At 73.9% G+C, this 25679-nt stretch carries 20 protein-coding genes and 1 tRNA gene; 5 read left to right on the top strand and 16 right to left on the bottom strand.

The features are described 5' to 3' along the window. Positions 1 to 143 precede the first annotated feature (143 nt). The 9 genes from ACFQ8C_RS29430 to ACFQ8C_RS29390 form a co-directional block, all read right to left on the bottom strand. The gene (locus ACFQ8C_RS29430) at positions 144 to 785 is read right to left on the bottom strand and encodes an IclR family transcriptional regulator (RefSeq protein ID WP_030753286.1); all 642 of its coding nucleotides are present in this window, start codon (positions 783 to 785) and stop codon (positions 144 to 146) included. Between the two features lie 430 nt (positions 786 to 1215). Continuing rightward, the gene (locus tag ACFQ8C_RS29425) at positions 1216 to 3009 is read right to left on the bottom strand and encodes a DEAD/DEAH box helicase (protein ID WP_383463098.1); all 1794 of its coding nucleotides are present in this window, start codon (positions 3007 to 3009) and stop codon (positions 1216 to 1218) included. Positions 3010 to 3285: 276 nt separating this feature from the next. Continuing rightward, positions 3286 to 3657, bottom strand: coding sequence for a type II toxin-antitoxin system death-on-curing family toxin (locus tag ACFQ8C_RS29420; RefSeq protein ID WP_383463095.1), 372 nt, complete (start codon positions 3655 to 3657; stop codon positions 3286 to 3288). Beyond that, entirely contained in the window at positions 3654 to 3851 is a 198-nt protein-coding gene (locus ACFQ8C_RS29415; protein ID WP_383463093.1) for an Arc family DNA-binding protein, read from the bottom strand. Before ACFQ8C_RS29415 ends, ACFQ8C_RS29420 begins: the two co-directional genes overlap by 4 nt. Positions 3852 to 3882: 31 nt before the next feature. Next, on the bottom strand, positions 3883 to 5346 hold the full coding sequence (locus ACFQ8C_RS29410; protein WP_383463090.1) for an MFS transporter: 1464 nt from the start codon (positions 5344 to 5346) through the stop codon (positions 3883 to 3885). Between the two features lie 71 nt (positions 5347 to 5417). After that, positions 5418 to 6074, bottom strand: coding sequence for a hypothetical protein (locus ACFQ8C_RS29405; RefSeq protein ID WP_383463087.1), 657 nt, complete (start codon positions 6072 to 6074; stop codon positions 5418 to 5420). A 15-nt stretch (positions 6075 to 6089) separates the two neighbouring features. Beyond that, complete coding sequence (locus ACFQ8C_RS29400) at positions 6090 to 6779, bottom strand: hypothetical protein (protein ID WP_383463084.1); 690 nt, start codon at positions 6777 to 6779, stop codon at positions 6090 to 6092. Beyond that, positions 6760 to 9126: a hypothetical protein gene (locus ACFQ8C_RS29395; RefSeq protein ID WP_383463081.1), complete on the bottom strand. Its 2367-nt coding sequence runs from the start codon at positions 9124 to 9126 to the stop codon at positions 6760 to 6762. The genes ACFQ8C_RS29400 and ACFQ8C_RS29395 overlap by 20 nt, the downstream gene beginning before the upstream one ends. An 18-nt stretch (positions 9127 to 9144) precedes the next feature. Beyond that, positions 9145 to 9570, bottom strand: a complete 426-nt coding sequence (locus tag ACFQ8C_RS29390) for a hypothetical protein (protein WP_383463078.1) — start codon at positions 9568 to 9570, stop codon at positions 9145 to 9147. Between the two features lie 344 nt (positions 9571 to 9914). On the opposite strand from ACFQ8C_RS29390, the gene ACFQ8C_RS29385 reads away from it, so the two are divergent. From ACFQ8C_RS29385 to ACFQ8C_RS29365, 5 genes are all read left to right on the top strand, one after another. Next, a tRNA-Cys gene (locus ACFQ8C_RS29385) sits at positions 9915 to 9989 on the top strand. Between the two features lie 59 nt (positions 9990 to 10048). Further along, complete coding sequence (locus ACFQ8C_RS29380; RefSeq protein ID WP_383463075.1) at positions 10049 to 10432, top strand: hypothetical protein; 384 nt, start codon at positions 10049 to 10051, stop codon at positions 10430 to 10432. Positions 10433 to 10525: 93 nt separating this feature from the next. Beyond that, positions 10526 to 11593, top strand: a complete 1068-nt coding sequence (locus tag ACFQ8C_RS29375) for a serine/threonine protein kinase (RefSeq protein ID WP_383463073.1) — start codon at positions 10526 to 10528, stop codon at positions 11591 to 11593. A 5-nt stretch (positions 11594 to 11598) separates the two neighbouring features. Beyond that, entirely contained in the window at positions 11599 to 13773 is a 2175-nt protein-coding gene (locus tag ACFQ8C_RS29370) for a PQQ-binding-like beta-propeller repeat protein (protein ID WP_383463071.1), read from the top strand. Between the two features lie 49 nt (positions 13774 to 13822). Further along, entirely contained in the window at positions 13823 to 15904 is a 2082-nt protein-coding gene (locus tag ACFQ8C_RS29365; RefSeq protein ID WP_383463068.1) for a protein kinase, read from the top strand. 9 nt (positions 15905 to 15913) lie between these two features. Here ACFQ8C_RS29365 and ACFQ8C_RS29360 read toward each other — a convergent pair whose 3' ends face one another. From ACFQ8C_RS29360 to ACFQ8C_RS29330, 7 genes are all read right to left on the bottom strand, one after another. Next, complete coding sequence (locus ACFQ8C_RS29360; protein WP_383463066.1) at positions 15914 to 18241, bottom strand: xanthine dehydrogenase family protein molybdopterin-binding subunit; 2328 nt, start codon at positions 18239 to 18241, stop codon at positions 15914 to 15916. Then, complete coding sequence (locus ACFQ8C_RS29355) at positions 18238 to 19575, bottom strand: 2Fe-2S iron-sulfur cluster-binding protein (RefSeq protein WP_383463063.1); 1338 nt, start codon at positions 19573 to 19575, stop codon at positions 18238 to 18240. Before ACFQ8C_RS29355 ends, ACFQ8C_RS29360 begins: the two co-directional genes overlap by 4 nt. Continuing rightward, positions 19572 to 20447, bottom strand: a complete 876-nt coding sequence (locus tag ACFQ8C_RS29350) for a xanthine dehydrogenase family protein subunit M (RefSeq protein ID WP_043227513.1) — start codon at positions 20445 to 20447, stop codon at positions 19572 to 19574. The genes ACFQ8C_RS29355 and ACFQ8C_RS29350 overlap by 4 nt, the downstream gene beginning before the upstream one ends. Before the next feature lie 296 nt (positions 20448 to 20743). Further along, positions 20744 to 22369: a beta-N-acetylhexosaminidase gene (locus ACFQ8C_RS29345; RefSeq protein WP_383463060.1), complete on the bottom strand. Its 1626-nt coding sequence runs from the start codon at positions 22367 to 22369 to the stop codon at positions 20744 to 20746. Positions 22370 to 22373: 4 nt separating this feature from the next. Continuing rightward, positions 22374 to 23231 carry a carbohydrate ABC transporter permease gene (locus tag ACFQ8C_RS29340; protein WP_383463057.1) on the bottom strand — a complete coding sequence of 286 codons (858 nt, stop codon included), beginning with the start codon at positions 23229 to 23231 and terminating at the stop codon, positions 22374 to 22376. Then, on the bottom strand, positions 23228 to 24196 hold the full coding sequence (locus ACFQ8C_RS29335) for a carbohydrate ABC transporter permease (RefSeq protein WP_383463055.1): 969 nt from the start codon (positions 24194 to 24196) through the stop codon (positions 23228 to 23230). The genes ACFQ8C_RS29340 and ACFQ8C_RS29335 overlap by 4 nt, the downstream gene beginning before the upstream one ends. A gap of 5 nt (positions 24197 to 24201) precedes the next feature. Next, on the bottom strand, positions 24202 to 25506 hold the full coding sequence (locus ACFQ8C_RS29330) for an extracellular solute-binding protein (RefSeq protein ID WP_383463052.1): 1305 nt from the start codon (positions 25504 to 25506) through the stop codon (positions 24202 to 24204). Positions 25507 to 25679: the final 173 nt, after the last annotated feature.

Below are 25679 nucleotides of genomic sequence, written 5' to 3'. Positions count from 1 at the left end.
GGGGGCCCCGGGCACCTTACGCCTGCCCCGCGCCCGACCCGGGCCGGTCCCGGGCTGGTCGGGGCCTGTCGGCCCGGGCCTGGAGGGGTAGGGGGCACCCGCCCTCCGGGGGGTGCCCCTTCGACCGTGCTCCGAGCCGCGGGCTAGCGCAGCGCGTCCGCCACCTCCCGGGCCGCGTCGACGACCCGGGGGCCGACGCGCTCCGGCACGGCGTCCGCCAGCATGACGACGCCGACGCTGCCCTCCACGCCGGTCACTCCGACGAGCGGGGCCGCCGCGCCGCTCGCGCCCGCTTCCAGTTCGCCGTGGGTGAGGGTGAAGCCGGGTTCTATGAGGGTGCCCTGGCGGGCGGCGAGGATGGCGCGGCCGGCCGCGCCGCGGTCCAGCGGGTGGCGGAAGCCGGCCCGGTAGGCGACGTGGTAGTCGGTCCAGGTGGGCTCGACGACGGCGACGGCAAGCGCCTCCGCCCCGTCGACGAGCGTCAGGTGCGCGGTCGCGCCGATGTCCTCGGCGAGCGAGCGCAGGGCGGGCAGGGCCGCCTCCCGCACCAGCGGATGGACCTGCCGGCCGAGGCGCAGCACGCCGAGGCCGACGCGGGCCCGGCCGCCGAGGTCGCGGCGGACGAGGGCGTGCTGCTCCAGGGTGGCGAGCAGACGGTAGACCACGGTCCGGTTGACGCCGAGTTTGTTGGACAACTCGGTGACGGTCAGGCCGTGGTCGGTGTCGGCGAGCAGTTTGAGGACTCTGAGTCCCCGGTCGAGCGTCTGGGAGGTCTCCGCGGTCACGACGCCCTCTCCTTCGGAAAGTGAGTGGCGGCGGCTCCCACGGGGGTCGCGGCGCCGGTCCCGTCGGCGACGCACGTCAGAGGCCGCCGGCAGGAAGGGGTACACCGGCTGCGCTCCGCGGCGGCGCTGCCACGGGGCGGTTGCTTTGTGCCGGGACAGTAGCGACCCGCTCCGCTCAGCGGAAGACCTCGTCCAGAATCCGGGCGCGGGCGACCGGATGCGGACGGTTCAGGACCTTCGTCGGCCCTCCTCGGGACTTTGGCTGACAAGAACGGCTATGTCGTGCCCGTAGCGTGGAGGGTGCCGGACGGCCGTCCGTGGGGGCCGGCCCCGGTGCCGTACCGCTTCGCGCGGGACGGCGGAGAGGCCCGTACGACCGTCGTCGTACGGGCCTCTCCCCTGCCGGGAACCCGGGGTCACCGCATCCGGGTCACCGCATCCGGGTCGCCCACTCCTGGACCTTCTTGATCCGCTCGCGGATCTGGCCGGCCGTGGCCTCCGCGCTCGGCGGACCGCCGCAGACCCGGCGCAGCTCGGTGTGGATCACGCCGTGCGGCTTGCCGCTCTGGTGGACGTACGCGCCGACCATGGTGTTGAGCTGCTTCCGCAGTTCGAGCAGCTCCTTGTGGGAAACGACGGGCCGCCGCTCGGCGGGGAGTTCGAGGAGGTCGGCCTCGGTGTCCGGCTTCCTGCGGCTGTGCGCGATCTGCCGGGCCTGCCGCTTCTGGAGGAGGAGCTGCACCTGGTCGGGTTCGAGGAGGCCGGGGATGCCGAGGTAGTCCTGCTCCTCCTCGCTGCCGGGGTGGGCCTGCATGCCGAACTCGGCGGCGTTGTAGAGCACGCGGTCGAAGACGGCGTCGGACTCCAGCGCCTCGAAGGGCAGCATGTCCTGCTCGCCGGTGTCCTCGTCCTGCTGCTTCTCCGCCTCGGCGAGCTCCTTCTCGGACTCGGCGTACGGGTCCTCCTCGCCCTCCTTCTTCGGCTTGTCGAGCACGTGGTCGCGCTCGACCTCCATCTCGCTGGCGAAGCCGAGGAGGCTGGGGATGGTGGGAAGGAACACGGAGGCCGTCTCGCCGCGCCTGCGCGATCGCACGAAGCGGCCGACGGCCTGCGCGAAGAACAGCGGGGTCGAGATCGTCGTCGCGTACACGCCCACGGCGAGGCGGGGCACGTCGACGCCCTCGGACACCATGCGGACCGCGACCATCCAGCGGTCGGTGGACTCGCTGAACTCGTCGATGCGGTCCGAGGAGGCGGTCTCGTCCGAGAGGACGAGGGTCGCCTTGGTGCCGGTGATCTCGCGGATCAGCTTGGCGTACGAGCGGGCCGAGTCCTGGTCGGAGGCGATGACGAGACCGCCGGCGTCCGGAATGGACTTCCGCACCTCGGTGAGGCGCTGGTCGGCGGCGCGCAGCACGTTCGGCATCCAGTCGCCGCGCGGGTCGAGCGCGGTGCGCCAGGCCTGCGAGACGGCGTCCTTGGTCATCGGCTCGCCGAGCCGGGCGGCGATCTCGTCGCCGGCCTTGGTGCGCCAGCGCATGTTGCCGCTGTAGGAGAGGAAGATGACCGGCCGGACGACACCGTCGCCGAGGGCGTTCCCGTATCCGTAGGTGTAGTCGGCGGAGGAGCGCCGGATGCCGTCGTTCCCCTCCTCGTACGTCACGAAGGGGATCGGGTTGGTGTCGGAGCGGAAGGGCGTGCCGGTGAGGGCGAGCCGGCGGGCGGCCGGATCGAAGGCCTCCAGGCAGGCCTCGCCCCAGGACTTCGAGTCACCGGCGTGGTGGATCTCGTCGAGGATGACGAGGGTCTTGCGCTGCTCGCAGCGGTTGCGGTGGAGCATGGGCCGTACGCCGACGCCGGCGTAGGTGAGGGCGACGCCGTCGTACTCCTTGCTGAGCGGCCCGGCGCTGTACTCCGGGTCCAGCTTGATCCCTATCCGCGCCGCGGCCGCCGCCCACTGCTTCTTCAGGTGCTCGGTGGGGGCGACGACCGTGATCTGCTGCACGACGTGGTGGTGCAGCAGCCAGGACGCGAGGGTCAGGGCGAAGGTGGTCTTGCCGGCGCCGGGCGTGGCGACCGCGAGGAAGTCACGGGGCTGTTCCTGGAGGTACTTCTCCATCGCGCCCTGCTGCCAGGCTCGCAGCTTGTTGGCGGTGCCCCAGGGAGCACGGCCGGGGAAGGCGGGAGAGAGGTGATGAGAGGAGGTGGCGGTGGTGGTAGTCACGATCTCCGGTCACGGTTCGACGCTCGTCCAGACGCTCGTCCAGATATGACAACCGGGCCACCTTACCGGCGGGGCGGCGTGAACCTCGATCGGAACGGCGCGGGGACTCGCCCTTTGCGACCCACCTCACGCCGGTGTCACGCGCCGTGTCCGGTTCCGTCGGTGTCACGCGCCGCGCCCGGCCCCGCCGGTCAGCGTGTGCCGCGCCCGGTCCCGCCGGTCAGCGCACGCCGCGCCCGGTCCGCCGGTGTCACGCGCCGTACCCGGTCCCGCCGGTCAGCGCGCGAACCTCGGGAGCTGCGCGGCGATCTTGGGGACGTCGAGCGCCCCCTGGCAGACGTCGAAGACGAACGCCTCGGCCTCGTCCACGTCGAAGTCCGCGTCGAGCGGGTGCCCGTTCAGGTGGAGGAAAACCCAGGTCGCGTACCAGGCGATGCGCTTGTTGCCGTCCACGAGGCCGTGGTTGCGGGCCAGCGATTCCATGAGCGCGGCGGCCTTCTGCCACACGTCGGGGTAGGCGTCCTGGCCGAACACGCTGGACTGCGGGCGCGCCAGGGCCGAGTCGAGCAGGCCGTAGTCCCGCACCTCGTCCGCCCCGAGCCTGGCCGCGAGGTCCAGCAGCTGGGGGAGGGTGAGGTAGTACGTCACGCGAGCCTCCGGTTCAGCTCCCCGCTGGCCTTCAGCACGTGCTCGGCCGCCTCGTCGAAGAGGCGTGCGTGCTCGTGCACGGCCCGGATCACGGCGTCGTGGGCGAAGGACTGCATGCTGCGGCCCTCCGCCTCCGCCCGCTGGCGGAGCGCGTCGAGCTCTTCATCGGTGAACCTGACATTGAGACCGGCCATACCTCACGGTACCGCGCGGTACCACCCGGTGTCATCGGGCTTTCGGCGCCTCCCGCAGCCGCGTCGCCACCCACGCCCCCGCCGCCGCCACGCCCGCCATCGGCAGGAAGACGACCGCGAAGGCGCCCGGATGGGAGGCCTCGGAAGCGGTGGAGGCCACCGCGTGGCCGACCGCGCCGCCGCCGAGGGCGGCGAAGGCCGCGCCGCCCGCCGCGAGCAGCAGGACGTTGGAGAGGCCGTCGGAGATCTGGAGGGCGGCGGAGTTCGCCCCGGCCTCCGCCGGCGGGGAGAGCTTCATCAGCAGCACGCTCGTCGAGGCGATCACCACGCCCATGCCGAGACAGCCGAAGGCCCAGGCGGCCGCGACCACCCACACCGGAACCCCCGGCAGCAGCACGCTCGGCGCGGCGGCGATGGCAAGGGCGACCAGCAGCATCCCGGACACCACCAGCCGCTCCCGGTACGGCTCCGTCCACGGCCGCGACTGGATCCAGGAGCCGAGCGCCCAGGTCAGGCCGCCGAGGGCCAGCGAGAGCCCGGCGAGGGTCGGGCTGAGCCCGCGCTGGGTGACGAGCATCAGCGGCACGAACGACTCCGCCGCGACGAAGGACCCGGCGGCCACCCCGCGCAGCAGCACCACGGCCGGCAGTCCACGCGCCGCCCGCACCGTGCCGCGCGGCAGCAGCCCCCGCACGGCCGGCACGAGCAGCACCACGCCCGCGGCGGCGGGCAGCAGCGACAGCCAGCGCAGCTCCTGCCCCGCGTACTGGAGCAGCCCCGCGCCCGCCGAGATCGCCAGCGCCAGCAGGATCCGCCGCCGGTCCCAGGGCGCCACGGGCGCCGACGGGTCGGCGGGCCCGGAGGCGGTCCGCCGGATCGCCGGCAGCGCGAGCGCCAGCGGCAGCACGACGAGCACGGGGATCCCGACGAAGACCCACCGCCACCCCAGGTGCTCGGTGATCGTCCCGGAGGCGAGCGGACCCACCACCGACGGCACCACCCAGCTCGCGGCGAAGGCCGCCATGATCGCGGGCCGCAGGTGCTCCGCGTACGCCCGGCTGACCACCACGTACAGCGCGACGATCACCAGCCCGCCGCCCAGCCCCTGCACGGCCCGCCCGAGGACGAACACCCACATCGCGCCCGCCGTCCCCGACAGCAGCAGCCCCGCCGCGAAGGAGCTGATCCCCGCCGTCAGCGGCACCAGCGGCCCGTTCCGGTCGGACCACTGCCCCGCCACGACCATCCCGAAGAGACTGGTCGTGAAGTACGCGGAGAACGCGAAGGCGTACACGGATATGCCGTCCAGCTCCCGCGCGGCGACCGGCATGGCGGTACCGACGGCGGTCGCCTCGAAGGCGATGAGCAGGACGACGGAGACGATGCCGATGCTGAGCGCGCGGTGGGCCGCGTCCAGGACGGAGCCTCGGGGTACGTCGACGGCGGCTACGGGCCCGGCGTCGGTGCCGGCCTCACGGGGTTCAAGGGCGCTCATCCCCTCAGGGTAAGGGCCGTATCCCCAGGTGACCCCTGTCGCGGGTCGGATGCGCCCTTCCCCCTTTGGTCCTACGCCCCCGCCTCGGACCTCGGCTTGAAAACGGGCTTCTCGGTCAGCCCCGCGTCGTTCTCACAGCCGAGCTTCCGGACCACCGCGAGGGTCACGGAGTGCAGGACGGTGAGGGTCGCCTCACGGACCGGAACGGTGTCGGGGAGCTTGGACTTGTTGTAGGTGAGCGTCCCCTTGATGCGGGCGGGGCGCTTGTCCGACCCCTGTAGCTGAAGGCTGGCGCATCTGACGAAGAGATAGGCCTTATCCGGCCCGGACAGCGCTTCCACCCCCATGCCGTACGGATGAAGATTCGCCGCGTGCTGGCCCCCGGGGAGGTGGATGTCTCTGTAGTAGCGGAAGTCGATGGTGACCTCGTCCGAGCTCTCGGAAGGACTCGCACGACATAGGGAGCGCCTCTGCGTCCACCCCCCGGACTTGGGGTAATCCGCAGCCAGCTCGTCCGTGCTCCGCTTCAGTCCACCCGTCGGGGCATCGTCGAATCTCCTCGTGCTCAACACTGTCTCCAGGGCGCGGGCAGCGGCCGGCGACAGCGTGTCATCACACTGCTGCTCGGCCGTGACACGCTCCGGCTCCGGTTCCTCCTCCCCGCCACACGCGGTGGCGAGGAGACACACGCCCAGCCCGAAGACGACACCCTTCAGCACCCACCCCACGGCGGTCCTCCCTACTTACTCGGGCTTCGGCTTGAAAACGGGCTTCTCGGTCAACCCGGCGTCGTTCTCACAACCGAGCTTCCGAACCACCGCGAGGGTCACGGAGTGCAGGACGGTGAGGGTGGCCTCACGGACGGGGACGGTGTCGGGAAGCTTGGACCAGTTGTAGGTGAGCGTCCCCTTGATGCGAGCGTTGCGACTGTCGGACCCCTTGAGCCGAGGGCTGACACACCTGACGAAGAGATACGCCCTCTCCGGCCCGGCATGCGCCTCCACGCCCATGTCATACGGATGGATCCCCGCGTAGCGGCCGTCTCCCAGCAGGTCGTCGTCCCGGTAGAGCCGGAAACCGATGGCGACCTCGTGCACGCCCGGGCGACTGGCGCGGCACAGGGAATGCGACGGCGGCCTCCGTTCGGCCTTCGCGTAGTCCTCGGCCAGTCCGTCCACACTCCGCTCCAGCCCACCTCTCGGATCGTGCGAGAACTTCTCCGTCCCCAGCACAACCTCCAAGGCGCGGGCCGCCTCCGGCGACAGCGTGTCATCACACTGCTCCGCAGCCGTGACACGCTCCGGCTCCGGTTCCTCGTCCCCACCGCACGCGGTGGCGAGGAGGCACACGGCCAACCCGAAGACGGCACCCTTCAGTGCCCTCCTTGCGGAAGTACCCGGCAGCCTCACATGATCACCCCGTCTCCGGTCCATTGCCGATCTGTCCGACGAGCGAGTTGCCCTTGGCGTAGCCGATGTCCACAGCCTCGATGAGGTCCTGTCTGAGGCCGCCGCTCACCTGGGGCCCGTGCTCCCTGGCGAAGTTCTCCATCGGAGATTCGGCGCTGTGCCGGCCGGCCCCGTAGACCTCCTTCCGGTCCTCGCCGACCTTGTCCTCCGTGGCGTCCTTGTACTCCTCGACGGACTTCTCGGACCAGTCCCCGACGACCACCCCCGCCAGCGTCTCCATGGCGCCGGAGGCCGTGTCGACGGCTAGCGGGACAAGGATGGCTGCGGCACCCGCCGTCGCGGCGACGGGCGGCACGAAGGCGACGCCCGCCGCGATGGCGGTCGCCGCCCCCAGCTCCACCCACGCGCCCTTCTCCTCCTGCGCCTTCTCGTAGTCCTCGATGGCCTTCTCGCCCTCGGCCTCGATCTGCTTCCCACGGGACTCGTCCAGCACCCCCTGAAGATGGGCCCCGGTGCGCGCGACCTCCCGGGCTCCTGCCTCGTCGATCCTCCCGTCGGCGCCGATCTGGGCCTCCAGCATGCTCACGGTGTAGAGCCGGTCCGCCGTGGACATCGACGCGTACGCGTCGGGATGCTGCCCCAGGACGCTCAGGAATTCGACAGCCCCTGACACGCCGAACTTCGGATGGAGCGAATCGATATCGGCGGCGTCCTTCAGGGACTTGCCTTCGACGTCCGGTGCGTAGGCGGATTCCACGTTGTTGTCGCTCAGAGCCCAGCTGAGATCGTCGATGTATCCGGCGCCCATGTTGCCCAGGCTGTCGGCCAGGGCCGAATGGTGCTCCTTGACGAACTTGGCGTCGCCGCCGTACTTCTCCACGACATCCTTCATGATCTCGGCCGTCGTCTCGTCCCTGTGGAGCCCAGGACGCGGATCGTCCCAGGCATGACCGAGCGTCGCCGCCTCCAGCGCGTGCCCCAGCGCGTCCGGCATGTAGTCCTTGGCCTTCGAGGCATCGTCACCCGTGACGTGGTCCGTGAAGGACGCGTACTTCTCGTCGGTGAAGAGGGCGAGGTATTTGTCGAAGGCGTTGCCGTCCTTGTCCTTCCCCAGGTCCAGCGTCCCGCCCACGCTCCCGTCCCGTTCGTAGGACGTCGGTTTGGCCGAGAAGAACTCCTTCGCCGCGTCCGGGCTGTGCCCCAGCGCCTCCAGGATCGGGATCACCGGGTCGTAGCCGTGGCCGTTGGTGCCGGAGGGGTTGTACGTGCCCTGGGGGCGGGGGCCCAGCAGGGTGCGGTCGGGCTTGAAGAGGTCCGGTTCCTTGGCGTGGAGCTGGGTGACGTGCTCGGCGATCGGGACGAGGAACTTCGGGTGGTAGTCGCCGTAGCGCAGGATGCCGCCGAGGAGCTGGTAGCCGTAGGGGCCGGTGCCGTCGGGGCGGGAGGGGAGCGGGACGCGTTCGGTGCCGAGCTTCCGCATCTCCGCGGACCACTCCTTGGCCCACCCGTCGTCGCCGCGCGTGGCGTTCGCGAGGTTGAGGCCGAGGTTCTTCTGGAGGGCCCGGACGTCCGCCAGGCGCTCCTCGTCCCGCTTCTCCGAGCCCTGCCCGCCGGTGTCGGCCGCAAGTTCGCCGAAGAACTCCAGCGCGCCCTTGGTGCCGAGCCGGTCGTAGAAGGCGCGGGAGAACTCTCCGGCCTTCTGGTTGTCGGCGAGGAGTTCGTTGAGCCGTTCCAGCTCCGCGTGCGTGAGGTTCCGGCCCTTCCGGGCCAGTTCGACGGCCCGGTCGGCCTCCTCCGCGTCGAGGCTCGCGTACTTCGGGGCGCTGAAGTCGTGCGCGTCGCCGGTGATGTTGGCGCGCAGCGCGTTCGCGCAGGACACGTCGGCGTCGTCGCAGCGTTCGACGACGGCGGCGATGCGCGCCTTCAGGGCCTTGATCTGGGCCTGTTCCTTGCGGAGGACCAGGGCGAAGTCCGGGTCGCGGCGGGCGGCGGCGTCCTCCCCGACCGGGTCGCGGGCCACGACGGTGCCGTCGGGCCTCACCAGGAGCCCCTGGGTCGGCGCGTCGGTCTCGACGAGCTTCGTCAGCTCGTCCTTGGCCTTCTTGAAGGTCCGGTACCCGTCCTCAAGGACCTTGTGGATGCCGTCCGCCGCTTTCGCCGCGTCCGCGAACTCCTTGGCGGTCTTGTCGATGAACGGCTTCGTCACCTCGGCGTTCAGGCCCCGCCAGTCCTCCGCCCTGGTCTGATCGACCATCGTCCGGCGGGCGTCCTCGGCGAGTTCGTCCAGCTTGCGCTTCATCTCGGACCAGCGGTCCGCCGCGTCCTTCATGCGGCCGAGCGGAGCCCGGTTCACGTCGTCGAAAGTCAGCACGGTCCGTCCGCTCCCCGCCTACTTGAAGTACTCGTCGATCTTGGACACGGTCAGGGAGGTGCCGATCTCCGCGTCGTCCTTCGCGTGGGAGGCCACGCTGTAGTCGAGGTGGTTGGAAATGTGCGCGACCGCGTGCAGCAGGGTGCGGAGCTGGAAGCCCCAGGTCTCCTGGACGGTGGCCAGGGCCGCTCCCGTACGGAAGTGGTGGGCGGAGAGCGCGGTCACCGCCTCGTGGCTGTCCATGCGCGCGTGGTTCCCGTCCTTCGCGAGCCGGCCGTGCAGCGCGTAGGCGGCGTGGCCGATCGCGCCGAGGTGGTCCTCCCGCACGGCGAGGTCGGCGCTCGGACCCCCGTTCCCCGGATCGGTCGGCGCCTGGTTCAGCCGCATGCCGGCGCGGCCCGAAGCGGCGCTCTTCGCCGCGGCCCACTCGTCCTCGAACGACACGTTTCCCCCCAGGAACACCACGAGGCCGCCACTCGGCGCCTCCGTCACGACCGAGAGGCCGGACTTTACGCCCGCACACGGCCCTGCACAGACGTACGCGTCGAGAACGCGCCACGCACGGCCACCACCACTACCCCTCCCGAGCAGCGGGCGAACCGATCCTGCCCACGCGTTCACGTTCGCTATCGGCCACGCAGGCCCTCGGCCAGTCCGTCAGGTGCCCCCGTCCGCGCCTCCCGTGAACGGCGTGTGGCGGCCGTATTGCAGTCCCGTGGCACACCCCGCCATCCCCTTGAGCCCCTTCCGCCCGGCCCGTAGATTCCTTCGTGTCGCCACACCGACACGACCGTGTGCCCGAGTGGTTCAGGGGCTCGTCTGCAAAGCGAGTGACGCGGGTTCGAATCCCGCCACGGTCTCCACTTCTCCCTCTCCACGCACGGCCTTCACAGGCCCGCGGGGATGTGCCACAGTCCGCCGCATGAACGAGCAGGGCAGACGCAGACTGGGCATCCTCGTGGGTGTCGGCCTGGCCGGGGGGCTGCTTCCCGGGATCACCATGGGGGCGGAGCCGGTCGACGCGCTCCTCTCGCTGATGGTCACGACGTTGGTGATGGTCGTCCTCACCCAGCTGGTGTTCATCGGGCCCTCGGGGCGGGTGCCGGCCCGGATGCTCGTCGTGTTCGGAGGGCTGGGGTTCCTGCAGGACGCGCTGATCTGGTGGCTGCTGTCCTGGCTGGCGCCGAAGATCTCGGCGATGCACGTCGAGGGCTGGGGGACGATCCTGTCGGCCGCGCTCCTCACGCGGGCGGCCGTGGTCGTCGCCTCCCAGCTGACCTCGCGGGTGGAGATCGCGGAGGACTGACGGCGGGCCCGCCGCGCCGCCTCGGTAGGCTCGTCCCGCCCCCGTCGTCACGGGAGGCGGGACGGACAGCGGGAACAGCGGGGGGACGCACAGGTGGAGACGGCACGCGCGCAGGAGGCCGCCGTTCCCGGGGCGTCCGGGCGCATCGGTCCGTACCGGCTGATCACCCGGCTCGATCCGCCGCGTTCCCCCGCCCTCCCCTGCCGGCGGTTCGTCGCGCGCGGGGGCGACGGGGAGACGGTGCTGCTGAGCGTGGTGCCGGCCGGGGGCGATCCCGCCGCGTTCGCCGCCGAGGCCGAGGAGGCGCGACGGCTGCCCGCGCCCTGGTTCGAGCCGGTGGGGCACGTGTCCGGGGCCGGGGAGCGGCAGGGCTGGTACGCCTCGCCGTTCCGGCCCGCGCTGCCGCTGCCCGTGGCGCTCGCCGTGCACGGCGGGCCGCTGCCCGAGGCGACCGTGCGGGCGATCGGCTCGGCGCTGGCCGAGGGGCTCGCCGCCGCGCACGCGCAGGGGCTCACCCACGCCGGGATCTCCCCCGCCGCCGTCCTGCTGACCGCCGACGGTCCCCGTCTCACCTGTCACGGCGCCGTCCGGGCCGCCGGGCCCGAGGGCGTTCCGCGGACCGGGCTTCCCGGGCTCGACCCGGGTGCGCTCGCCCCCGAGCAGGCCGCCGGCGGGCGGCCCCGGCCGCCGGGTGACGTCTTCGCGCTCGGCGCGGTCCTCGCGTACGCCGCCACCGGCCACACCGTCCCGGAGGGCGCCGAACTCCCGCCCGCCCTGCGCCCGGTGATCCTCTCCTGCCTCACCCGCGACCCCGCGGACCGCCCCACCGCCGCCGCCCTGCTCCCCGCGCTGGCGCCGCCGAACCCGCACGGGACCGTCCTGAACTCCGCCGCCTCCCTGCTCGTGCCCGGCTGGCTGCCCGGCCGGGTGGTGGCCGCCCTCGCCCGCCAGTCCGCCGAACTCCTCGCCGCGGAGACGCCGGTGGAGACGCCGGTGGAGGCACCGGTGGGGACACCGGTGGGGATACCGGCGAAGGCATCGGTGAAGGCGCTGGTGGAGGCACCGGTGGAGGCACCCGGGGCGGAAGTCGCCGACGCCCGCCGGTTCGCCGCCCTTCCGACCTCGCCCGCCGCCCACCCGCACGACCCCCGACGGACCTGAAGCCCATGCTGTCGCCCCTCGCCCACGACGATCCCGCCGCGATCGGTACGTACCGGCTGCTCGCCCGCCTCGGTTCCGGCGGCATGGGCACGGTCTACCTCGGCCGCTCCCCCGGCGGCCGGATCGTCGCGCTGAAGACGCTGCACGCGCGGCTCGCCGCCGACCCGGTGTTCCGGGGGCGGTTCCGGCTGGAGACGGACGCGGCGCGGATCATCGGCGGGCGGCACGGCGCGGCCGTCGTCGACGCCGATCCGCTGGCCGAGACGCCCTGGCTGGCGACCGAGTACGTGCTCGGGCCGCCGCTCGACCGGGCGGTGCGGCTCGGCGGGCCGCTGCCCGAGCCGACCGTCCGGGCGCTGGGCGCCGCGCTCGCCGGGGCGCTCGGGCGGCTGCACGCCTCGGACGTGGTGCACCGGGACCTGAAGCCCTCGAACGTCCTGGTCACCGCGTACGGCCCGAAGATCATCGACTTCGGCATCGCCCGCGCGGCCGGCGACGACCGGATGACCCGCACCGGGGCGGCGGCCGGCACCCCCGCGTACATGTCGCCGGAGCAGGCGGGCGGCCTCGAACACACCCCGGCCGGCGACGTGTTCGCCCTCGCCGGGGTGCTGCTCTTCGCCGCCACCGGCCACGGACCCTTCGGCACCGGCGCCCCCGCCGACCTGCTGTACCGGGTCCGCTACGCCGAGCCCGACCTGACCGGCCTCCCGCCCGCGCTGCTGCCGCTGCTCTCCGCCTGCCTGGCGAAGGATCCGGCGGCCCGCCCCACCACGGCCGCGCTCACCAGCCGGCTCCACGACGGGCGGGGCGAGTTCGCGGACCACCTGCCGCCCGTCGTGCTCGCCGACATCGCCCGCCGCGCCACCGACGTGTGGCTGTCGCACCCCGAGCGCCTTCCGGCGCCCGAGGAGGACCCGTACGCGCGGACCGAGGTCTCCGGGCGGACCCGCCCCGCTCCCTCCCGGCGCCGTTTCCTCGCGCTCGGCGGCGGCCTCGCCGGGCTGGCCGCCGCGGGCGCGGGCGCCGCGTTCTGGGCGACCCGGGACACGGCGCGGCCCACCGGCGCCCAGCTGCCGAAGGCGCCGCTGCTCGGCGACGCGCCGGACTCGCTCTGGAACACGCGCATGGCACTCCCCAAGGAGACGGCGGAGCGCGGTTTCCCGCTGGTCGCGGGCGACCGGATCGTGGTCCTCGCCGGGCTCGGCGTCGCCTTCACCGACGTCGGCTCGGGCGAGACGACGGGCGTCTGCACGGTCGACACGGTCTGGCGGGCGCTCGCCACCGACGGGCGCGAGGTGTACGCCGTCCCCCGGAAGCCGGAGGCCGACCACCACGAGCTGGCCGTCCACACCCTCGACGCCGACCGGTACGCCCTCCGGCAGCCCGGCGTCCGGGTCCGGGGCCTCAACGCCAACATGGCCACGACCCAGCTCGCCTGCGCCGCCGACGGGATCGTGTACCTCGCGGGCGCCACCGGCACCCGTGCCGACTTCGGCGAGGCGGCGATCGCGGCCGTCGACGTCCGCACGGGCCGCGAGCTGTGGCGCACCCGGCCGGCCGACCCGGGGAAGGACACGCCGCCGTTCATCGGCGCCGCGCTCCGCGGCGACCGGCTCGTCGCCTTCGAACGTCCGGCCGACACGCAGGACTTCGCCCCGCCGCTGCTCGTCGTCCGCGACACCCGCACCGGCGCCGTCCGGTGGAAGCGGACCGTCGGCCGGGCGTCCGAGCAGCCCTGCCTGGACGACACCCACGTCTACGTCGGCGGCCCCGACCTCGTCGCGTACCGGCTGGCCGACGGGAAGGAGGCGTGGCGGCTGCGGGGCCCCGAGGGCGACGAGTACTGCGCTCCCGCGCTCCGCGACGGGACCCTCTACGCCGTGTCGGAGACCGGCGCGCACGCCGTCGCGGCCGGCTCGGGGAAGAAGCTGTGGTCGGAGCGGGCCCCGCAGGACAACGCGCCGGAGTACCCCTCCGGGCAGTACCTCGCCGTGGGCCCCGGGCATCTCTTCTACCGCACCCGCCTCGGTCTCGCCGCGGTGGACCTGAAGACCCGGCGCCGGTCCTGGGTCTACCAGACGGAGGCCGACCACCTCGTCGAACTCCCCGGGCGGCAGCGGATGTTCGGCATCGGATCCGATGCCCTCGTCGCGCTCCCGCTGAACCGGACCACCTGAACCCGACGCCCACGCCACCCCCGGCTCCCCGACAGGACGTGACCGACCAGTGAACCCCCTCGGCTTCGGCGACCCCCTCCGGCTCGGGCCGTACCGACTCGTCGGCGTGCTGGGCGAGGGCGGCATGGGCAAGGTGTACCTGGCGGCCGGGCGGGACGGCCGGCCCGCCGCCGTCAAGGTGCTGCGCCCCGAACTCGCCCACGACCAGGACCTCGCCCGGCGGTTCGTCCGTGAGGCGCACACCGCGCGGGCCGTCCAGAGCCGGGGCGTGGCGCGGGTCCTGGGCGCGGAGGTGGAGGGCGGACGGCCGTGGATCGCCACGGAGTTCCTGTCCGGGCCCACCCTCGAAGAGGCCGTCGCCCGGTACGGCCCCCTCGACGAGCCGGCGGTACGGCTCCTGGCGGCGGCGCTCGGCGAGACGCTCCGGGACGTCCACGCGGCCGGGCTGGTCCACCGGGACGTCAAGCCGGCCAACATCGTGCTCACCGCCGACGGGCCGCGGCTGATCGACTTCGGCATCGCCCGCCCCGAGCACGGCCTCACCCTCACCACCACCGGCCAGATCCCGGTCACTCCGGGCTACGGCGCGCCCGAGCAGGCCCTCGGGCGGCGGGTGACGGGCGCCGCCGACGTGTTCTCGCTGGGGGCCGTGCTCGTGTACGCGGCCACCGGCCGGCGCGCCTACGACGGGCCGCACGTGGCGGCCGTGCAGTACGCGGTCGTCCACGGACAGCCGGAGCTCGGCGGGCTGTCGCCGGTGCTGCACCCTCTCGTCGCGCCCTGCTTCCGGCCCGATCCGGCGCAGCGCCCGACGCCGGAGCAGATCGCCCGCGCCTTCGCCCCGGAGGGCTCCGGGGGCCGGAAGGCGCGGGAGGTGTGGCGCCGGGGGCCGCTGCACGAGGAGGCGAAGGGCCGGGAGGCGGAGATCCGGCGGCTCACCGCGGCCACCGTGGTGCCCGTCCAGGACGGGTCGGGGCCGGGCGCGCCGACCCGGCGGCGGTTCCTCGCCGCCTGGGGCGCGGGCGGGGCTCTGCTGCTGGCCGGGGGCGGTGGGACGGCCTGGTGGCTGGCCGGCCGGAAGGGGGCGGAGCCGCCGGCGGCGGGCGACGCGCCGGACGCGGCGCTCGTGGCGGGCACGAGTGCCGGGATCCTGCCGAAGCCGCTGTGGGGTCCGGTGGAGGCCGCCGCGTCGGGTCCGCTGCCGACGCCGGTGGTCCTGCGCGACGTGGTGGTCTTCGCGGCCCGGGACGGTGGGCTGACCGCGCTGCGGGTGGTCGACGGCACGGCCAAGTGGACGCACCCGGGACTCGCCGCGCGGGCGGGTCAACTGGCGGTGAACGAGGATGAGTTCGCGTGCGCCGACGCCTCGGGGCGGCTCTCCGTGCGGAACGCTTCCACCGGCGTGGAGACGTGGGCGGTGGAGGACGCGGAGGCCGCCCTGCTGCTCGCCGCCGCCCCCGAGGGCGTCTACTTCCTCACCTCGGGGGGCGGGCTGAGGGCGGTGGACACGGCCGGGCGCCGGATCCGCTGGACGGTGGAGTCGGCCGAGGACCCGGCGGGCGCGACCGTGCCGCTCGCCGCCGTCGGGCCCGGCCGGCTGGTCCTCTCCGGCACGAACGGCGACCTCACCGTCCTGGACACGGCGGACGGCCGGGTGGCCTGGAGCGTGCGGGGCAAGGCGTCCAGGGCGCTCCGGCCGGCGATCGAGGGCGACACCGTCTACGTCGGCGGCGAGGCGCTCACCGCGCTCGCCCTCGCGGACGGCGAGCGCCGCTGGGCGGAGAAGGGGTACGGCGACTGGGGGCCGCCGGCGCTCGATCCGGACGGCCTGACGGTGACCAGCGGCGGGCTGGCGTACCGGTACCTGAAGGACGGTTCGCGGACCGACCTGTGGATCGTCTCCCTGGTCAGCCCCTACTCGTCGTTCCAGCAGCCGGTGGCGCAGGGCGACTGGATCTGGGTGGTCGAGGGCAATCACACCGAGGCGGGCGTCTCGGCGCTCTCGAAGTCCGGGAAGGACCGCGTCTGGACCTACGAGCGGGAGAACCCGGGCCCGTGGGCGGTGGCCGCCGCGGGGAACCGGGTCTTCCTCCTCAGCAGGGGCAGAATCGTGGCGATGCCCACGGCCTGACCCGGGCGGTCAGGGGGTCGCCGCCACCGCCGCCTGCGGACGGATCGGCAGCCGGTTGACCGGCCGGCCGGTCGCGGCCCGGACCGCCGCCGCCACCGCCGCGGGCGAGGTGACGACGGGGACGGCGCTCGCCGGCTTCGCCCCGAAGGGGGCGACGACGTCCCGCTCCTCCACGAGCTTCACGATCCGGATGTCCGGGGCGTCCAGCGAGGTCGGCAGGGCGTAGCCGGTGAGGTCGGGGTGGCGGACCAAACCGCGGGCGGTGCGCAGGTTCTCGGTGAGGGCCGCGCCGACGCCCTGGGTGACGCCCGCCTCGATGCGGGTGGCGAGCTGGGCGGGGTTGAGGATCCGGCCGACGTCCTGGGCGACGGCCATCTCCACCACCCGGACGGCGCCGAGTTCGATGTCGACGTCGACGACCGCGCGGATCGCGCAGAAGGCGAGGCCGACGAAGGCGTCGCCCTGCCCGGACTCGTCGAGCGGCTCGGTGGGGTGCGGGCGGCACTGGGCGGTGGCCCACAGCTCCTTGCCGTCCATCTCCTCGGCGACGGTGGTCGACAGGACGCCGTCGTAGGAGGTGATCTTGCCGTCGCTGATCTGGAGCAGCTCCGTCGACATGCCGAACTTGTGGGCCAGCGGCTGGAGGAGCTGGGTGCGGACCATCTTGGCGGCGCGTTCGACGGCGCCGCCGGAGACCCAGGTGTGGCGGCCGTGGGTGGCGGCGCCGGCCGGGGGCTGGTCGGTGTCGACGGGGGCGACGTGCACCTCGTCGATGCCGAGGGTCTCCTGGACGATCTGGCGGGCGAGGGTGGAGAAGCCCGAACCGGTGTCCACCGCCGAGCAGATGACGGTGGCGACGCCGTCCAGGACGCGGACGGTGGCGGTGGAGACCTCGTCGGTGCCCTCGGCGCCGAGCATGTGCACCATGCCGAGCGCGTAGCCCACGCCCCGCCGCACCGCGCCGGGTTCGCCGGCGCCCTCGGGGCCGCCGGGCAGCAGCCACTCCTCCTCGGGGGTGTCCTTGGGGAGGGCGGGCAGCGGGAAGTCCCGTACGGCGGCGAGGAGTTCGGCGACGGGCGCCGGGCAGGTGACGGTCTGGCCGGTGGGCAGCAGGTCGCCGGTGGCCAGCACGTTCCGCATGCGCAGCTCGGCCGGGTCGATGCCGATCCGGCCCGCGAGCTTGTCCATCTGCGCCTCGTACGCGGCGCACACCTGCATCGCGCCCTCGCCGCGGACGTGGCCGGAGGGCGGGTTGTTGGTGCGGACCGCCCAGCCCTCGACGAAGGCGTGCGGGACGACGTACGGGCCGCAGGCGAAGGCGACGGCGGCGGCCAGCGACTCCGAGGAGGAGTCGGCGTAGGCCCCGGCGTCGAGGAGGATCTGCGCCTCGACCTTCACCAGCCGGCCCTCGGCGTCGGCGTGGTGGCGGTAGCGCAGCAGGGTGGGGTGGCGGTGGGCGTGGCCGAGGAAGGACTCCTCGCGGGTGGCGGTGAGCTTCACCGGGCAGCCGGTGCGCAGCGCGAGCAGGCCGAGCGGGATCTGGAAGCCGGGGTCGTCGCGGTCGCCGGTGGCGCCGGGCACGCCGGTGACGACGACCTTGACCTGGTCGGGGGTGAGGCCGAAGCAGGCGGCGGCGAGGTCGCGGTCGGTGTGCGGGTCGGTGGAGGCGGTGTAGAGCTCGACGCCGCCGTCGGGGCGGGGCACGGCGAGTCCGGCCTCGGCGCCGATGGGGGCCGGGTCCTGGCGGCCGACGCGGTAGAGGCCCTCGACGACGACCTCGCCGGTGGCCTCGGGGTCGCCGAAGCCGAGCGGGATGTGCCGGATCAGGTTGCCGTCGGGGTGGAGGGCTTCGGCGGCGAAGGCCTTCTCCGGGTCGGTGACGGGCTCCAGGAGCTCGTACTCGACGAGGACGGCGGCGGTGGCGAGCCGGGCGGTGTCGGGGTGGTCGGCGGCGATGGCGGCGATGGCCTCGCCGTGGTGCCGGACCAGTCCGTCGGCGAAGACGGGGCGGTCGGCGACGCGCCGGCCGTAGGTGGCCGCGCCGGGCACGTCGGCGGCGGTCACCACGGCCCGTACGCCGGGCATGGCCTCGGCGGCGGAGGTGTCGATCGAGACGATCCGGGCGTGGGCGTGCGGGGAGCGCAGGATCGCGGCCCACAGCAGGCCCTCGGCCCAGAGGTCGGAGGCGTACGGGAAGGTGCCCTCGGCCTTCGCGCGGGCGTCGGCCTGCGGGAGGGAGGCGCCGAGCCCGTGGAGCGGGGTCTCGGGCTCCGGGGCGGCCCCGGCGGCCTCCGCGAAGGGGAGCGTGGGAATGGCGGTCGTCGCGTCGCTGCTCACGCCCTGCCTCCGTCGTGCTGGTGCGGGATGCGGGCGGAGGCGTCGTCCTCGCCCGCGGTGGCGTGCTCGGCCGCGGTGGCGGTGCGCTCGGCGACGACGTCCTCGACGGCCTGGAGCACGCCCCGGTAGCCGGAGCAGCGGCAGAGGTTGCCGGCGAGGGCCTGGCGGGCCTCCAGCTCGGTGGGGGCGTGGTTGCCTTCCAGCAGGTCGTGCACGGTCATGCACATGCCGGGGATGCAGAAGCCGCACTGGACGGTGCCGCAGCGGGAGAGCGCCCGCTGCACGTCGGACGGCTCGCCGTCCACGGCGAGCCCCTCGACCGTCTTCACCTCGCTCCCGGCGGCGGTCGCGGCCGGCACCAGGCAGGAGGCCACGAGCCGCCCGTCCACCTGGACGTTGCACGCCCCGCACTCGCCCTGCGAGCAGCCGTCCTTGGCCCCGGCGAGCCCGAGCCGCTCGCGGAGCACGTAGAGCAGCGACTCGCCGATCCAGGAGTCGGTGACGGGCCGGTCGGCGCCGTTGACCCGCAGGACGTAGGAGGTGTGCGGGTGCTCGTCGCTGTCGACGGAGGTGTACGAGGGCACCGGCGCGTCCGGCCCGCCCTCGGGCGCCTCCGGCGCGTGCTCCGGCTCCGGCTCTCCGACGGCGACGGGCTCCTCGACGGGGACGGGCTCCTCGACGGGGACGGGCTCCTCGACGGGGACGGGCTCCGCCACGGCCTCCGGCACCGCCCACGGCGCCGGGGCGCCGCCCGGCAGGGTCGGCGGGGCCTGCTCGTACGAGACGGGCTCGGGCACGCCGGGAAGCACGTTCCGCAGGGCGTCGAGGGGGGCGTCGAGCGGAGTGTCGAGCGGCACGTCGAGAGGTGCGTCGAGCGGCACGTCCGAAGGCAGGTCGACCGGCGCCTCGACGGCCTCCGGCGCGAGCGGCTCCGCCGGGAACTCCCGGAGCTCCGCCGCCGGGGCCTCCCACTGCCCCGTCGCGCCGAAGCTCCACTCCGCCGTCGCGTGCGGGTCGTGCTCCACGTACGGCCGCGCCACCGGCGCGCCCGCGCGGTCGTCCCCGTACCCGTGCGGCAGCGGCTCGGGCTCCGGGGCGAAGAACTCCACGCCCTCGGCGGGCTGCTGCGCCAGCGGCTGGAGCGGCACGATCATCGGCGGCGTGTAGCCGTGGCCGGGCGCCTCCAGGGGCACCCCGTCCAGCATGAACTCCGGCGGCAGGTGGACGAAGGCGGTCGCGCCCTCGTCGTACCCCTCGCTCTGCGGGATCGGCTCCCAGCCGCCCGGCGCGGCCGGGGCCGCGGTCTCGTTCGGCTCGTTGTTGCCGGTGTTCACGACAGGGCCCTCCCCAGTGCCCGGCGGGCGAGAGTGGCGACGGTGCGCCGCAGGTGCAGGACGGCGGGCGGCAGCTGCTCGTCGCCCGGCGGATCGGGGACGCAGGCGGCGGCCACGTACTCGCCGAAGGCGGTCAGCGCCTCCGGGGCGAGCCCCCGGTCGTTGTCCCAGTCGACCAGGGACGCGATCCAGCGCTCGGCCTCCAGCGGGCGCAGCGGCATCGGGGCGACCGCGCCGACGGCGCAGCGGACGCCGCGCCGGGCCGGGTCGAGGACGACGGCGACGGAGGCGGTGGCGCGGGCCGGGCCGGTGCGTCCGGTGGCCTTGAGGAAGACCTGCGGGGCGTGCAGCAGCGGCACCCGGACGAAGGCGACGAGTTCGCCGGGGGCGAGGAGGTCACGGCCGGCGAGCAGGTGCGAGACGGGGATCTCGCGGCTGCCGAGCGGGCCGACGACGACGAGGTCGGCCTCCAGGGCGGCGAGCACGGGCAGCGAGTCGCCGGTGGGGGCGGCGGTGACGACGTTGCCGCCGAGGGTGCCGGCGTTGCGGATCTGGGGCGGTCCGGCCGCGCGGGAGGCGGCGGCGAGGGCCGGGATGAGGGCGGCGAAGTCGGGGCGGCCCATGCGGGCGTGGGTGAGACCGGCGCCGAGGAGGGCGTGGCCGTCCTGGTACTGCCAGCCGCGGATCTCGTTGATCCGGCTGAGGCCGACGAGTCCGGCCGGGCGGAGCTGACCGCGGTTGACGGCGGCCATGAGGTCGGTGCCGCCGGCGACGGGCACGGCCGCCGGCATGGCGGTCAGCGCGGCGACCGCCTCGTCGAGTGAGGCGGGCAGCGTCACGGACTGCGCCGTCTGTGGTGCGTGCGTGGTCAACCCGCTGCCCCTTCCCGGTTGTCCCGGTCCGTCCCCGACTGTGCCCGGCCGCCGCGCCTGCGAGCGGGCGCACGGCGCGCCTGTGTGTGGGCGTACCGTACGTGCTCACAGGCCGGACGTGGCAACTCTGGCACATCTTCCGAGCCGTCCGGAGCGAGGGGCCTCGCGCGGCCCTTCGCCCGGGACACCCGGGACGCCCGGGATGTCCGTGGACGGCCCCGGACGCCCCGGACGCCCTGACAGAGAAGGTAACTCCCGTTTCGCCGCTCCCGGGTGACCCCGGGAAGCGAGGTGGCTCACACGATCGGGGGCGGCCCGTCGATCGGGCGGCCGAGAAGACCGGGGCGGCGCTGCCACGGAGCGGGGCCGGTGGGCGGGCGGTAGGCGACGCCGAGGGCGTCGAGCCGCCGGTAGTGGGTCTCCATGCGGCGCAGGAAGCCGGCCGTGTCGCGGTCGGCGGGGGCGGGCAGCGCGGACCAGGCGACCTCGGCGAAGGCGGCGAGGCGGGGGAAGACCTGGTAGTCGACGCGGGCCCGGTTCTCCATCACCTCGGTCCACACGTTGGCCTGGGTGCCGAGGACGTGCCGGGCCGCCGCCTCGGAGAGGCCGGGCGGGACGGGCTCGAAGCGGTACACGTCCTCCAGGGTGCGGACGAAGCCGATCGGCACGGGCTCGTCCTCGCCGCCGTCCTGCCGGTGGTCGAGGTAGACCTGCTGCTCCGGGCACATGACGACGTCGTGCCCCGCCTCGGCGGCGGCGATCCCGCCGCCGTAGCCGCGCCAGGAGGAGACGGCCGCGCCGTCGGCGAGTCCGCCTTCGAGGATCTCGTCCCAGCCGATGAGGCGGCGGCCCCGGTCGGCGAGCCAGCGGTCGAAGTGGCGGATGAACCAGGACTGGAGCCCGTTCTCGTCGCCGACGCCCAGTTCCGCGATGCGGGCCTGGGCGGCCGGGGACTCCTTCCACTGGTCCTTGGGGCACTCGTCGCCGCCGACGTGCACGAAGGGGGACGGGAAGAGCTCCAGGACCTCCTCGAAGACGCCCTCGTAGAAGCGCAGCACCTCCTCGGTGGGGGCGAGGACGTTGGGGTTCACGCCCCAGGTGTCCCAGACGTCGAGGGCGGCGGTGTCGACGACGTCGGTGTTGCCGAGCCAGGGGTACGCGGCGATGGCGGCCTGCGAGTGGCCGGGGAGGTCGATCTCCGGGACGACGGTGATGTGCCGCTCGGCGGCGTGGGCGACGATCTCCCGGATGTCGTCCCGGGTGTAGAAGCCGCCGTGCGGGGTCTCGTCCCACAGCGGCGAGGCCCGGTGGCCCCGCTTGGACCGGGCCCGCCAGGACCCGACCTCGGTGAGGCGCGGGTACCGCTCGATCTCGATCCGCCAGCCCTGGTCGTCGGTGAGGTGGAAGTGGAAGACGTTCAGCTTGTGCGCGGCCATCAGGTCGAGCAGCCGCAGCACGTCCTCCTTGGCGGTGAAGTGCCGGGACACGTCGAGGAGGAGCCCGCGCCAGCCGAAGCGGGGGCGGTCGGCGACCTCGGTGTACGGAAGCCGCCAGGTCCGGCCGGGCAGCGGCGCCCGCCGGTACGCGTCGGGCCCGAGGAGCTGCCGCAGCGTCTGCGCGCCCCAGAAGAGGCCGGCGGGCCCGCCGCCGTCGAGGAGGACGCCGTCGGCGGCCACGGAGAGCCGGTAGCCCTCGGGGCCGTGGGCCTCCTCCGTCTCCGGGGAGATCCGCAGCCGGACCGCGCCGGGGCCGGTGCCGTCGGGGAGGGGCAGGCCGGTGGCGGCGCCGAGCGCGGAGCGCAGCCAGCGGGCGGTGCCCTCGGTGCCGGGTCCCGCGTCGAGGGCGGTGGCCGCGCCGAGCGCGAGGTGGCCCTCCGGGTGGCCGGCCGTCAGGGGCGCGGGGATCAGGTCCGTATCTGCCATCACGTCAGTCCTTCACCGCGCCGCCCAGTCCGGAGACCAGACGGCGCTGTACGAGTACGAAGAAGACGAGCACCGGGATCGTCATCACGGTCGACCCGGCCATGATTCCTCCCCAGTCGTTCTCGTCGGGTTTGAAGAAGACCAGCAGCGCCATCGGGAGGGTGGACTGCGAGGTGTCGCTGATGAGGAACGACTTGGCGAAGAGGAAGTCGTTCCAGGTCGAGATGAACGAGAAGACGCTGGTGGCCACGAGCCCGGGCAGGACCAGCGGGAAGAGGATCGTCCACAGGAAGCGGGCGTGGCTCGCGCCGTCGATCCTGGCCTGCTCCTCCAGCGCCTCCGGGACGGCCCGGACGAAGCCGCGCAGCATCCAGATCGCGAAGGGCAGCGAGAAGGCGAGGTGCGGCAGGACGAGCGAGCCGAGGGTGTTGAGGAGGCCGGCGTCCCGCATGAGGAAGAAGAGCGGGATGGTCAGCGCCTCGACCGGCACCATCTGCGCCACCAGGAACATGACCAGGATCGTGGTGCGGAACCGGAAGCGGAAGCGGGTGACGGCGGTCGCCGCGAGGAAGGCGACGACGGCGGAGGCGAGCACGACCGCCGTGGCCACCAGCAGGCTGTTGAGGAAGTAGCGGCCGAAGTCCTGCTGCTCGAAGACCCGCCGGAAGGAGTCGAGGGACGGCGAGAGCGTCCAGGGCCGCGGCTCGGCGGACTGGATCTCGCCGGCCGGCTTGAGCGCCGAGAGCACCATCCAGTACAGCGGGAAGGCGACGACGGCGGCGGTGAGGAGGGCCGCCGCCTCGGCGAGCAGCCGCCCGGGGCGGCGGACGCCAAAGGCGCCGGGGACGCGGAAGGCGGTCACAGTTCCTCCCCCTGGCGGCGCAGCAGCCGCAGGTACACCAGGGTCACGGCGAGCAGGAGCAGCAGCATGACGACGCCGATCGCCGCGCCCAGGCTGTACTGGGAGGAGGCGAAGGCCTGCTGGTAGGCGTAGACGTTGAGGACCAGGTTCTGGCCGGCGATGCCGCCGCCGTTGGTCATCACGTAGATCTGGGTGAAGACCTTGAAGTCCCAGATGACGGACTGGATGGTGACGACGGCCAGGATCGGGCGGAGCAGCGGCGCGGTCACGGTCCGCCAGATCCGCCACTGGGAGGCGCCGTCGAGGGCGGCGGCCTCCAGGACCTCGGTGGGGACGGCCCGGATCCCGGCGTAGACGGTGACCATCACGAAGGGGAACGAGCACCAGACGACTTCGAGGAGGACGAGCGCGAAGGCGCTGTACCGCCCGTAGGTCCAGGAGTGGTCGCCGAGGCCGAGGAGCTTGTTGACCGGGCCGAAGTCGGCGTCGAAGAGGAAGACCCAGACGGTGGAGCCGGTGACGGCCGGGGTGGCCCAGGCGCCGAGCGCGGCGAGCATCAGGGCGAGCCGGGGCAGCGCCCGTACCCGGGTGAGGAGGACCGCCAGGGCGCAGCCGACGGCGAGGGTGCCGGCGACGCAGGCGGCGGCGAAGAGGACCGTGGCGAGCAGGACCTGGCGGAACTGCGGGTCGCCGAAGAGCGCGGTGTAGTTGCCGAGGCCCTGGAAGGAGGTGGGTGCGCCGCCGCTGACCTGGGCCTGGGTGTACTCCAGGAAGGAGATCAGGCCCAGCTGGTAGACGGGGTAGACGAGGAGGGCGCCGAGGACGGCGAGGGCGGGCAGCAGGTAGAGCCAGGGGGTCCAGGCCGAGGTGCCGGTGCGGGTCCCGCCCGTACGGCTCCGGGGCCGGCGGGCGGACGGTTTCCCGGTGCCCGCGGACGGGGGCGGCGCGGTGGCGGTGACGGTCATCCGTCTCAGCCCGCCTCGGCGAAGGCCGCGTCCATCTTCTTCGCCGCGTCGGCGGCGGCGGTCCGCACGTCCTTCCGGCCGCTGGCGATCTCCTGGAGCATCGTGGGGACGACGAGCGAGGAGTCGATGCGGCCCCAGGCGGCGGTGGCGGGCACGAACCTCGTGCCGGCGCCGAGGGTGTCGATGAAGGGCTTCACGAAGGGCTTGCGCCGGGCGGCGTCGGCCCGGACGTCGGTGAAGGTGGGCAGGAAGCCCATCGCGTCGAACAGCCGGGCCTGGCTCTCCTTGCCCGCGAGTTCCTTCATCAGCTCGACGGCGAGGGTGCGGTGCGAGGTGGACCTGAGGACGCCGACGTTGTTGCCGCCGGCGAAGGCGGGGGCGATGGAGCCGGGGGTGGTGCCGGGCAGCGGGACGACGGCGTACTTCCCGTCCACCTCGCCGGCCTCGACGGCGGCGTGGCTGAAGTCGCCGACGATGGCCATGCCGGCCTTGCCGGCGGCGAAGGCGGTGACGGTGGCGTTGCCGCCCATCTGGGCGCAGGTGGCGGCGGGGCAGTTGTCGTCGCCGAGGAGCGAGGTGTAGGTGGTGAGGCCCTTGACGGCGGCGTCGCCGGTCAGGGCCGCCTTGTAGGCGCCGGAGCCGTCCTTGGTGGCGAGGTCGCCGCCGGCGGCCCAGACGAAGGGGAGGGCTCCGTAGGTGTAGGCGCCGCCGACGGCGATGCCGTACAGCCCGGGCCTGGCCTGGCGTATCTTCTTCGCCGTCGCGACGAGCTCGTCCTGGCTCTTGGGGGCGGCGAGTCCGAGCTCCCGGAAGACGTCGGTGCGGTAGTAGAGGGCGCGGACGCCGACGAAGAGCGGGGCGCCGTAGACCTTGCCGCCGACGGTGACGGACTCCCTGGCGGTGGGGTCGCTGTCGGCGGCGTCGTCCCAGGCGGTGAACTCGGCGGTGACGTCGGCGAGTCCGCCGTCCGCGACGTAGCCGGCGGTGTCGGTGTTGCCGTACTCGATGACGTCGGGGGCGGACTTCGGGTCGTTGAAGGCCGCCTTGACGCGCTGGGCGCGGGTCTCGACGGGGATGTACTCGACCTCGACGTCGGCGCCGGGGTGCTCCTTCTCGAAGGCGGCGACGGCCGCGTCGACCACCTTCTCCTTGGGCTGGTTGGCGACCTCCTGGAAGAGCCAGACGCGCAGGGTGCCGGTCTTCTCGTCCCCGCCGGCGGCGGGGGCGGAGGTCTGGGGCGCGCAGGCGGCCAGGACGAGGGCGGCGAGCGGCAGGGCGACGGGGGCGGTGATCCGGGCAGGAAGCTTCATGCGGTTCCCCTCCGAGCGTGTGTTGCAACATGCGCAACGGCCGTTTCGTGCTGCACAACAACAGCGGTGAGGTTAGGCGCGCCCGGCGATCACGACAAGAGGTCTCGACCAATTCGGGCCTGACGGCGGAGCCCCCGGAAACAGAACGGCCCCCGTCGCGCGCACCGCTGGTG

This window comes from Streptomyces sp. NPDC056503 (assembly GCF_042794995.1).
Taxonomy (GTDB): Bacteria; Actinomycetota; Actinomycetes; order Streptomycetales; family Streptomycetaceae; genus Streptomyces.
This window is presented reverse-complemented; position numbering and strand designations above follow the sequence as displayed.

Excerpts from the sequence above, each read along its gene's own strand:
- ACFQ8C_RS29400 (WP_383463084.1), bottom strand. The coding sequence starts at position 6,779 with ATGGACCGGAGACGGGGTGATCATGTGAGGCTGCCGGGTACTTCCGCA.
- ACFQ8C_RS29370 (WP_383463071.1), top strand. The coding sequence starts at position 11,599 with ATGCTGTCGCCCCTCGCCCACGACGATCCCGCCGCGATCGGTACGTAC.
- ACFQ8C_RS29380 (WP_383463075.1), top strand. The coding sequence starts at position 10,049 with ATGAACGAGCAGGGCAGACGCAGACTGGGCATCCTCGTGGGTGTCGGC.
- ACFQ8C_RS29415 (WP_383463093.1), bottom strand. The coding sequence starts at position 3,851 with ATGGCCGGTCTCAATGTCAGGTTCACCGATGAAGAGCTCGACGCGCTC.
- ACFQ8C_RS29335 (WP_383463055.1), bottom strand. The coding sequence starts at position 24,196 with ATGACCGTCACCGCCACCGCGCCGCCCCCGTCCGCGGGCACCGGGAAA.
- ACFQ8C_RS29410 (WP_383463090.1), bottom strand. The coding sequence starts at position 5,346 with ATGAGCGCCCTTGAACCCCGTGAGGCCGGCACCGACGCCGGGCCCGTA.
- ACFQ8C_RS29330 (WP_383463052.1), bottom strand. The coding sequence starts at position 25,506 with ATGAAGCTTCCTGCCCGGATCACCGCCCCCGTCGCCCTGCCGCTCGCC.
- ACFQ8C_RS29345 (WP_383463060.1), bottom strand. The coding sequence starts at position 22,369 with ATGGCAGATACGGACCTGATCCCCGCGCCCCTGACGGCCGGCCACCCG.